General features: G+C 68.1%; 11 protein-coding genes. 10 read left to right on the top strand and 1 reads right to left on the bottom strand.

Going from position 1 to position 10,162, the window contains the following annotated elements:
* Window positions 1-949 (top strand): AAA family ATPase (locus QOC76_RS14565; RefSeq protein WP_526357546.1); only part of this gene is annotated, 949 nt, incomplete at its 5' end.
* Here the strand turns inward: QOC76_RS14565 and QOC76_RS14570 are convergent.
* Window positions 915-1,751, bottom strand: a complete 837-nt coding sequence (locus QOC76_RS14570; RefSeq protein ID WP_526357547.1) for an enoyl-CoA hydratase/isomerase family protein — start codon at window positions 1,749-1,751, stop codon at window positions 915-917. The two genes, QOC76_RS14565 and QOC76_RS14570, sit on opposite strands and share 35 nt — an antisense overlap.
* A gap of 89 nt (window positions 1,752-1,840) precedes the next feature.
* On the opposite strand from QOC76_RS14570, the gene QOC76_RS14575 reads away from it, so the two are divergent.
* The 9 genes from QOC76_RS14575 to QOC76_RS14615 all read left to right on the top strand — a co-directional run.
* Complete coding sequence (locus tag QOC76_RS14575) at window positions 1,841-2,434, top strand: hypothetical protein (RefSeq protein ID WP_526357548.1); 594 nt, start codon at window positions 1,841-1,843, stop codon at window positions 2,432-2,434.
* On the top strand, window positions 2,421-2,861 hold the full coding sequence (locus QOC76_RS14580; protein ID WP_526357549.1) for a hypothetical protein: 441 nt from the start codon (window positions 2,421-2,423) through the stop codon (window positions 2,859-2,861). Before QOC76_RS14575 ends, QOC76_RS14580 begins: the two co-directional genes overlap by 14 nt.
* Window positions 2,862-2,953: 92 nt before the next feature.
* Window positions 2,954-3,751 (top strand): trehalose monomycolate transport factor TtfA, encoded by a 798-nt coding sequence (gene ttfA, locus QOC76_RS14585; RefSeq protein ID WP_526357550.1) that lies wholly within the window; start codon window positions 2,954-2,956, stop codon window positions 3,749-3,751.
* Window positions 3,752-3,764: 13 nt separating this feature from the next.
* On the top strand, window positions 3,765-4,541 hold the full coding sequence (locus tag QOC76_RS14590; RefSeq protein WP_526357551.1) for an SDR family NAD(P)-dependent oxidoreductase: 777 nt from the start codon (window positions 3,765-3,767) through the stop codon (window positions 4,539-4,541).
* Between the two features lie 6 nt (window positions 4,542-4,547).
* The gene (locus QOC76_RS14595; RefSeq protein WP_526357552.1) at window positions 4,548-5,447 is read left to right on the top strand and encodes a hypothetical protein; all 900 of its coding nucleotides are present in this window, start codon (window positions 4,548-4,550) and stop codon (window positions 5,445-5,447) included.
* Window positions 5,440-6,141 (top strand): TrmH family RNA methyltransferase, encoded by a 702-nt coding sequence (locus QOC76_RS14600; protein WP_526357553.1) that lies wholly within the window; start codon window positions 5,440-5,442, stop codon window positions 6,139-6,141. The genes QOC76_RS14595 and QOC76_RS14600 overlap by 8 nt, the downstream gene beginning before the upstream one ends.
* Before the next feature lie 15 nt (window positions 6,142-6,156).
* Window positions 6,157-7,299, top strand: coding sequence for a glycoside hydrolase family 76 protein (locus QOC76_RS14605; protein ID WP_526357554.1), 1,143 nt, complete (start codon window positions 6,157-6,159; stop codon window positions 7,297-7,299).
* Window positions 7,296-9,263 carry an acetoacetate--CoA ligase gene (locus QOC76_RS14610; RefSeq protein ID WP_526357555.1) on the top strand — a complete coding sequence of 656 codons (1,968 nt, stop codon included), beginning with the start codon at window positions 7,296-7,298 and terminating at the stop codon, window positions 9,261-9,263. The genes QOC76_RS14605 and QOC76_RS14610 overlap by 4 nt, the downstream gene beginning before the upstream one ends.
* A 50-nt stretch (window positions 9,264-9,313) precedes the next feature.
* Window positions 9,314-10,162 (top strand): Na+/H+ antiporter NhaA (locus QOC76_RS14615; RefSeq protein ID WP_526357556.1); only part of this gene is annotated, 849 nt, incomplete at its 3' end.

A 10,162-nucleotide genomic window follows, 5' to 3' on the forward strand; every position in this document is an offset into this window, starting at 1 on the left:
CGGTCCCGACGACATCGCCGACGTGGTGTCGGCGTGGACGGGCATCCCGGCCGGGCGACTGCTGGAAGGCGAGACCGCCAAGCTGCTGCGGATGGAAGACGAACTGGGCAAGCGGGTCGTCGGCCAGCGCAAGGCCGTCCAGGCGGTGTCGGATGCGGTGCGCCGCAGCCGTGCCGGTGTCGCGGATCCAAACCGTCCGACGGGCTCGTTCATGTTCCTGGGCCCGACCGGCGTCGGCAAGACCGAGTTGGCAAAGGCGTTGGCGGAGTTCCTGTTTGACGACGAGCACGCGATGGTCCGCATCGACATGAGCGAGTACGGCGAGAAGCACTCGGTGGCCCGCCTCGTCGGTGCGCCTCCCGGCTACATCGGCTACGACCAGGGCGGTCAGCTGACCGAGGCGGTGCGGCGGCGTCCGTACACGGTGATCCTGTTCGACGAGATCGAGAAGGCCCACCCGGACGTGTTCGACGTGCTGCTGGCCGTGCTCGACGAGGGCCGGTTGACCGACGGGCAGGGCCGCACGGTCGACTTCCGCAACGCGATCCTGATCTTGACGTCCAACCTCGGCGCCGGTGGCTCCGAGGAGCAGGTGATGGCCGCGGTGCGCTCGGCGTTCAAGCCGGAGTTCATCAACCGGCTGGACGACGTCATCATCTTCGACGGGCTCAACCCCGAAGAGCTGGTGGAGATCGTCGACATCCAGCTGCAGCAGCTGGCGAAGCGGCTGGCTGCGCGCCGGCTCACGATCGAGGTGTCGCTGCCGGCCAAGAAGTGGCTGGCCGAGCGCGGTTTCGATCCGCTGTACGGCGCGCGTCCGCTGCGCAGGCTGATCCAGCAGGCCATCGGCGACCAGTTGGCGAAGATGCTGCTGGCCGGCGACGTGCACGACGGCGACATCGTGCCGGTCAACGTCAGTCCGGACGGCGACGGGCTCGTGCTGGGCTGATTTCGCCCAGCTCGAACTCTCGGGTCTGGGCGCCGGCGTCGAGTATTGCCTGCAGCCGTTCGCGAGCCACCGGCTGCGCCAAGGCATCCCGGAACAGCTGATCCTCGGCGCGCAGTCCGGTCGTGACATCGCCGATAGCGGCGTCGACCGCGCGTTTGGCCCGCGAGATCGCCTCCAGCGGCGACGACGCGATGCGGACGGCGAGGGTGTCGACGAACCGGCGCAGTTCGTCGGCGGGCAAAGCGCGGTCGACGTAGCCCCATGCGTCGGCGGTCGCCGCGTCGACGTCCATGCACCCGAGGATCACTTCCAGGGCGCGCCCCCGGCCGACCAGCCGGGGGAGGCGCTGCGTCCCGCCTCCGCCGGGGATGATTCCCACCGCCACCTCCGGCTGGCCGAAGCGTGCCCTGCCCAGCGCGGCATAGCGCATGTCGAAGGCCATCGCGAACTCGCTTCCGCCGCCGCGACAGATGCCCTCGATGACGGCGATGGTGGCCTGCGGCAGCGTCCGGAATTGTTCTGTGAAGGCGTGGAACGGCGACAGCTCGTCGTGCAGCGACGTGTCGTCGGTCGGCAGCCCCTGAATCAATTCGACGTCTGCATGTGCGATGAAGAAGTCCGGATCGGCGGAGTCGACGATCAGCACGCGCACCGCATCGTCGGCCCCGACCTGCTCCGTCAGCCGACCTATCTCCCCGATGAGGGGTGCGTCCAGCAGGTTGATCGGCGGATGGTCGATCGTCGCCCGGCAGATGCCGCCGTCGAAGGAGACGTGCAGCAGCCGGCAGTCGTCATAGGGCATGGATTGACGGTAAGCGACGCGGATCACAAATTGACGTTTCCGTCGGCGAGTGCGCGGTTACTCCTCCCTTTGACGAGGAGGTCAACGAAATGTCCGAGTGGGTATGGGTTCTCATCGCAGTGCTGGCACTGGTCGTCGTGGCCGTCGCGGGGTGGTCGGTCGTCCGGCGAAGGAGGTCGGCGCGGCTGAAGGAGCACTTCGGTCCCGAATATGACCGCACGGTCGGCGACCTGGGAGAACAACGGGCCGCAGAAGCCGAACTCCTCGCGCGCGAGAAGAAGCGCAAGAAGCTGGACATCGTCGACCTGACACCCGAGGTGCGACAGGAACACGCGGTGATGTGGGAGCGGGTGCAGACCGATTTCGTCGACGACCCGCAGGATGCGGTCGGGCGGGCCGAGCGCCTGGTGACCCGGGTGATGCGAGAGCGCGGCTACCCGATCGACGACTTCGACCATCGCGCGGCCGACATCTCCGTCGACCACCCCGACATCGTCGAGAACTACCGCGGCGCGCACGCGATCTATCAATCCCAGCACGACGGCGACATCAGCACCGAGGACGCCCGCCAGGCGTTCGTGCACTATCGCGCACTGTTCGACCGGCTACTCGGGTCGGACCCCGACGTCGACACCCACGTCCGAACCAACGAGCAAGAGAGGCAGGCCCATGACCACGCATGAGACTCGACCCGACCAGGCGGTGCCTCTCGGGACGACGACGAGCCATCCCGACGACGTCGGAACCGTCGGTCCCACGGGTGATTTCGGGCGCGCTCAGGAGGCCGGCGCTTCGCCGCCGCAGCAGAATGCCGAGTCGACCGCGACCGCAGGTTCACCCGACCGGACGCTGTTCGCCGACGGTGACCTGACGGATCTCCGCTCGCGCTGGACCGAGGTGCAATCGGCGTTCGTCGACGATCCGCGCGACTGTGTGCAGAAGGCCGACGGGCTGGTCTCCGATGTGGTCGACCGGCTCACGGCCGGTTTCGCGCAGGCCCGCTCCGGGCTGGAGGAGCAGTGGAGCCGCGGCGAGGAGGTCTCCACGGAGGATCTCCGGCTGGCCCTGCAGCGGTACCGCGACTTCTTCGAGCGCCTCCTCGCGGTCTGAGTGCGACGCCGACGGCGCTGCGGCCATAAGTAACGGGGTTGTGACTTGGATGAGTTCTGGCATCTGGCCTACCTGCAAGTAGGCTAGGGGTAATGGTTCCCCTCTGGTTCACGCTGTCCGCACTCTGTTTCGTGGGTGCGGCAGTGTTGTTGTACGTCGACATCGACCGTCGACGCGGAATGGGGCGTCGGCGCAAGTCATGGGCCAAATCGCACGGCTTCGACTACGAACACGAATCCGATGACCTGATCAAGCGCTGGAAGCGCGGCGTCATGTCGACCGTCGGCGACGTCAGCGCCAAGAACGTGGTGCTGGGCCAGATCCGCGGCGAGGCCGTGTTCATCTTCGACCTCGAAGACGTCGCGACGGTGATCGCCCTGCACCGCAAGGTCGGTACGAACGTCGTGGTCGACCTGCGGCTCAAGGGCATCAAGGAGCCGCGCGAAAGCGACATCTGGCTGCTCGGCGCGATCGGCCCGCGGATGGTGTACTCCACCAACCTCGATGCGGCGCGGCGCGCCTGCGACCGACGGATGGTGACGTTCGCCCACACCGCGCCCGACTGTGCCGAGATCATGTGGAACGAGCAGAACTGGACGCTGGTCAGCATGCCTGTCACCAGCACGCGGGCGCAGTGGGACGAAGGGCTGCGCACCGTGCGTCAGTTCAACGACCTTCTGCGGGTGTTGCCGCCGACTCCGCAGACCGGCGCCGGTGCCGCAGCGGCGGGGCAGCCCGCACGCCGGGCCGCGGCGCCCGGCCGGCCGGTCAAGCCTGCCGCGACCGACGCGCGTTACGCCCAGCCGCGTCCAGATGCCAACCGCTCCGACCCGGCGATCCGTCGCCAACCACCGCGAAACGGCCGCCAGTCGCCGCACTATCAGCGCTGAGTAACCTGACTGCATGCCGCGCCCCGTCGCTTTGATCACCGGACCGACATCCGGGCTTGGGGCGGGTTTCGCCCGGCGCTACGCCGTCGACGGATACGACCTGGTATTGGTCGCCCGCGACGTCGAACGGCTGGAACGGCTCGCCGCCGAACTGCATGACGAGGCGGGCGCCGCCGTCGAGGTGCTCCCCGCCGACCTGGCCGACGCGGCCGACCGCGGCAAAGTCGCCGACCGGCTGTCCGAAGGGGTTCGTGTACTGGTGAACAACGCCGGGTTCGGCACCTCGGGCGAATTCTGGACTGCGGATCTGGCGGTGCTGCAGTCACAGCTGGACGTCAACGTCACCGCGGTCATGCACCTGACGCATGCTGCGCTGCCTGCGATGCTGGCCGCCGACGCGGGCACCGTCATCAATGTCGCCAGCGTCGCAGGCCTGCTACCCGGGCGCGGGTCGACCTACTCCGCCTCCAAGGCATGGGTGGTCTCGTTCACCGAGGGCCTGGCCAACGGCTTGTCGGGCACAGGTGTCGGCGTGCACGCGGTGTGCCCCGGCTTCGTCCGCACCGAGTTCCACGAGCGCGCGGGCATCGAGATGGGCGGCACCCCGTCGTTCCTATGGCTCGAGGTCGAAGACGTCGTGCGGGATTGCCTCGCCGACGCCGCCAAGGGCAACGTCGTCATCGTGCCCGGCGTTCAGTACAAGGCGCTCACCGCCGCGGGGCGGCTGGTGCCGCGAAACCTGGTGCGCCGCATCAACAGAACGGTGGCCAAGGGCCGTGGCCGTACCTGAGTCCTGGTGCGCGCACTAGTCGCCTTGCTGTCGACGGCCCTGCTTCTGCTGACGTCGGCATGCGCCGGCGACGACGCAGACGCACACCCGTACGGCGTGCAGAAGGCGAAGGTCGGCGAGTCGCTTTCGGTGCTCGGCTGGAACATGTCGCTGGCCAACCTGCGGTTCGACGGTGACTACGTCCTGTTCGACATCGACGCATCGCCCGCGCAGGCCGACGGCGCGCACACCAAACCCGAGGACATCCGGTTCGGCCTGTACGGCGCGCTGGCACATCCCCTGGAGGCCAACGCGATCGGCGGCTGCCGCGACGTGACCAGCCTGGCGATCCAGCCCGCGGCCGCCCCGACACCGAACCGCCTCGCGGGCACGGTATGCATCGGCCCGATGCGTGATCACTCCCAGGTGCGCGGCGCCTATGTGTATTCGTCCAAGGACCGGATGGCGGGCACCACGGTGTCCTACGGCGCGGCCTACCCGGTCGGCGTGCCGCAGACCAACGAGAACGATTCGGGCCTGTCGATCACCACGACGAGCGTCGACGCGTTCCGCGCCGACGGCGGCCAGCTCGACCCGAGCGCCCTGGGCGACCCGAGTGCGTTCAACGGCAAGGGCTACATGCTGTTGGGTCTCGAAATCAGCGGCCTGGCAGCGCGATACCGCGACGAGTCTTCTCGGCGCGGCGGTCCGCTGATGGTGCTCGCGGCCCCGACGCTGCCCGCGCCGGGCCTGTCCCACGCGTGCGACATCTACGGGGCCTCGCTGTTGGTGCTGCCCGACGCATCGCTGAACGCCGTCCAGGTTCGGGCGTCGTTGTGCACCCAGGGCGATATGAACGCCGCACTGCTCTACGCGTCGGTGTCGCTGGTCGGCACGCACGCGGGGCTGTGGACCACCGATGAGTGAGCTTCCGCCGGATGTCGCCGGCCAAGCGGCTCCATCGCCCGATGTCGCCGGCCAGGCGGCTGAAGGACCAACCGAATGGGGTGAGACCTCCGGCGTCGGCCCGTGGCAAGGCCCGGTGCCCGACGATCCCCGCTACGACCCTGCGCTGCTGCGCGACGGCGACACCCGCAACGTCGTCGACGCCTATCGGTACTGGACCCGTGAGGCGATCGTGGCGGACATCGACCGGCGTCGGCACGCGCTGCACGTGGCGATCGAGAACTTCGGCAACGACGCCAACATCGGAGCCGTGGTGCGGACCGCCAACGCGTTCGCCGTCGACACCGTCCACATCGTCGGACGGCGACGCTGGAACCGGCGCGGCGCCATGGTGACCGACCGCTACCAGCGCCTGCTTCACCACGACACCACCGCCGACCTGTTGGCCTTCGCCGTCGATGGCGGGCTGACCGTCGTCGCGGTGGACAACGTGCCCGGCGCGGCGCGCCTCGAGCAGACCGCGCTGCCGGAAAGCTGTCTGCTGGTGTTCGGGCAGGAGGGTCCCGGCATCACCGACGACGCCAAGACGGGCGCGGCGATGACGGTGTCGATCGCCCAGTTCGGCTCCACCCGCAGCATCAATGCCGGCGTCGCGGCGGGCATCGCGATGCACAGCTGGATCACACAACACGGCGACATGTCGCGGGCCTGGTAGGGCAGGATCAACGACATGGATCAGGTATGGGCGAATCGCGCGGCGAGCGCCGAAGCCGCCGTCGCAAAGCGCCATCTGAAACGGCTCTGGCAGTTGCCGGGCACGCAGCTCGGTGTGGTCGGCTGGCCCGCGACGCGCAAGGAACTCATGTTCGGCACCTGGCACTACTGGTGGCAGGCGCACCTGCTGGACAACCTCGTCGATGCGCAGTTGCGTGACCCGCAACCCGACCGGGAAAAGAGGATCAAGCGCCAAGTTCGGGCACATCGCCTGCGCAACAACGGGTCCTGGGTCAACAGCTACTACGACGATATGGCCTGGCTGGCGCTGGCCCTCGAAAGGGCGGGCAGGCTCGCGGGTGTCGACAAACCCGGCGCACTGAAGAAGCTGTGCAACCAGTTCGTCAACGCGTGGGTACCCGAGGACGGCGGTGGCATCCCCTGGCGCAAGCAGGACCAGTTCTTCAACGCCCCGGCCAACGGCCCCGCAGGCATCTTCCTCGCGAGGTACGACGACCGGTTGCGGCGCGCGCAGCAGATGGCCGACTGGATCGACGAGATCCTGATCGACCCGGAGACCCATCTGGTGTTCGACGGCATCAAGGCCGGTTCGATGGTGCGCGCGCAGTACACCTACTGCCAGGGCGTGGTGATCGGGCTGGAGACCGAACTCGCCGCGCGGACCCAGGACGACCGTCACGCGACGCGGGTGCACCGGCTCGTCGGCGCTGTCGCCAAGGAGATGGCCCCCGACGGAGTGATAAAGGGTGCGGGCGGCGGTGACGGTGGGCTGTTCAACGGGATCCTGGCCCGCTATCTGGCGTTGGTCGTCACCACGCTGCCGGAAAACTCACCGGAGGACACAGCGGCCAAGGCCACCGCGCGAAATATCGTGAACAAGTCCGCGCAGTCGGCGTGGGACTACCGGCAGACCGTGGACGGCCTGCCGCTGTTCGGACCGTTCTGGGATCGCAATGCCGACCTGCCGAAGGCGGGCGGTCAGGAGGCCCAGTTCGTCGAAGGCGCCGTCAACGCGTCCTCGGTCCCCGAGCGCGACCTGTCGGTCCAGTTGTCGGGCTGGATGCTGATGGAGGCGGCGCACGCTGTCACCGCGAGCGCAGGGAGCGCACAGGACGCAGAGGAGGACGCACCGGCATGACCGAACCCGGGGGGTGGACACCGGACGAAGACACCGTCGAGCGCGCCAATCTCACCCGTTTCATGGCGTGGCTGGCCGACACCGGCCGCGGCGAGTTCGATGACTACTCCCAGCTGTTGGCGAAGTCACTGGAGGACATCGCATGGTTCTGGGATGCGGTGTGGCACTTCTTCGACATCCGTGCGACCACACCCCCCGACACCGTGCTGGCCGGTCGGGAAATGCCTGGGGCACAGTGGTTTCCGGGTGCAACGCTGAACTATGCCGTCGAGGCGTTCCGGCACGAGACCGACGAGTACCCGGCGCTGGTGGCGGCGGGGGAGGACGGTTCGACGGAATGGTCATGGGCGCGGCTGCGGTCGGAGACGGCGGCGTTCGCGAACTACCTGCGCAGGCTCGGCGTCAAGCCGGGCGACCGGGTGGTCGGATACCTGCCCAACATCGGCGAAGCGGTCGCCGCCTTCCTCGGTGCGGCCAGCGTCGGCGCCACCTGGGCGGTGTGCAATCAGGACCTCGCCGTCGAGGGTGTCGTCGCCCGACTGGGGCAGCTCGAACCGACGGTGCTGGTGGCCAGCGACGGTTCGGTCTACGCGGGTAAGCGTCATGACCGCAGTAAGGAACTCGCCGAGATCCGGTCGAAGTTACCGAGTTTGAAGGCGACCGTGCTGGTGCCCCGCCTCGGCGCCGAGCCTGAGGAGCATGACGACAACAGCGACGTCACGCCGTGGACGAAGGTCCTCGACCTCGACGCGCCGCTGGAGATCACCCCGGTGCCGTTCGACCATCCGCTGTGGGTGCTGTTCTCCTCGGGCACCACCGGCACGCCGAAGGGCATCGTGCACGGCCACGGCGGCGTGGTGCTCGAACACCTCAAGTACCTGAGCCTGCACGCCGACCTGAAACCCGGCGAACGCTTCTGCTGGTATTCGACCACCAGCTGGATGATGTGGAACCTGCTGGTGTCCGGACTGCTGGTCGGCGCGACCGTGGTGCTCTACGACGGCAGCCCGACCTATCCGCGAACCGACAGCATGTGGAAGGTGGTCGGCGACCACGACGTCGCCCTGTTCGGTGCGGGCGCAGGCTATTTCCTGAGCTGCGCCAAGGAGGGGGCGGAACCCCGCGCGAAAATCGGTGAAGAATACCGGCTCGACTCACTGCGCGGCGTCGGCTCGACGGGTTCGCCGCTGCCCGCCGCCGGCTTCCGCTGGATCCAGGAGGGCGTCGGGCGGGCCGTGCCGGTGATGTCGATGAGCGGTGGCACCGACGTGGTGACCGCGTTCATCGGCGGCTGCCCCCTCGTCCCGATCGTCGCGGGCGAGCTCAACGTCATCTGCCTCGGTGCCGACGTCCAGGCGTGGACGGATGCGAACACCCCGGTGGTGGGTGAAGCAGGCGAGCTGGTCATCACCCAGCCGATGCCGTCGATGCCGGTGTTCTTCTGGAACGACGCCGACGGCAGCCGCTACCGCAAGGCGTATTTCGACAAGTATCCGGGCATCTGGTGTCACGGTGACTGGATCACCATCACCGACCGTGATTCGGTTGTGGTGCACGGCCGTTCGGATGCGACCTTGAACCGGATGGGTGTCCGGATGGGCAGCGCCGAAATCTACAACGCGGTCGAATCGCTGGCCGAGGTGCAGGACTGCCTGGTGGTGGGTGTCGAAAAGGATGACGGCGGCTACTGGATGCCACTGTTCGTGCACCTCGCCGGTGACGCCGAACTGGACGACGAGTTGCGCGACAAGATCACCGTCGCCATCCGGAAGGGCGCGTCTCCTCGCCACGTGCCCGACGACATCGTCGACGTGCCGGGAATCCCCCGCACGATGACCGGCAAGCGGCTGGAGATCCCGATCAAGCGAATCCTGTTGGGCGCCAGACCCGCCGACGTGGTGTCGGCGAGCGCCGTGGACAAGCCCGACCTGCTCGACGTCTTCGCGGAGCACGCCCGGGCGTGAGCGTCGAGGCGGCAGACCCGAGCGGCAGCGGCTTCCCGCGCATCGTGCGGATGCTGCCGACCCGCTTCAGCCGCGACCCGAAAGCCAAGAAGTCGGGGGAGAACACCGCCGCGGGCCTACTGCTGCTGGCCACGGTCGTCGCCATCGCGTGGGCGAATTCGCCGTGGTCCGAGAGCTACTGGACGCTGCTGGACACGCACGTCGGGTTCAGCTTCGGTGACAAGCGCTTCGAGCTGACGGTCAAGCATCTGATCAACGACGGGTTGATGACGTTCTTCTTCTTCGTCGTCGGCCTGGAAGTGATGGCGGAGTTCACGGTCGGCGAGCTGACCGACCGCGCCAGGGCCGTGGTCCCGGTGCTGGCCGCCGTCGCGGGCCTCGCCGTGCCCGCGCTGATCTTCCTTCTGATCAACGCGCCGGGCGAGAACGCTCGCGCCTGGGGGGTGGTGATCTCCACCGACACCGCGTTCCTGATCGGTGCGCTCGCCATCATCAACCCGAAATTCCCTGCGCGAGTGCGACTGTTCCTGCTCACGCTGGCGGTGGTCGACGACATCGGGGCGCTGACCGTGATCGCGCTGTTCTACTCCGACGACATCCGGATCGGCCCACTGCTGGTTGCCGCGGTCATCATCGCGGCGATCGCGCTGGTGCGTTACCTGCCCGCGGGCCGCGGCTTCTCCTACGCCGTGATGGGGTTCGCGCTGTGGGTGGCGCTGTACTCCGGCGGCGTCCACCCGACGCTGGCCGGTGTGGCGATTGCGCTACTGATCCCGGTGTTCACGCCGGAGCGCAGGCAGGTCGAGCAGGCCGTGGAGCTGATACGGGCCTTCCGCCAATCGCCCAACTCCGAGTACGCCCGCGCAGCGAGTCGCGGCCTGCGAGAATCGATTTCGATC

Source organism: Mycobacterium sp. (assembly GCF_032159565.1).
Classification (GTDB): Bacteria; Actinomycetota; Actinomycetes; order Mycobacteriales; family Mycobacteriaceae; genus Mycobacterium.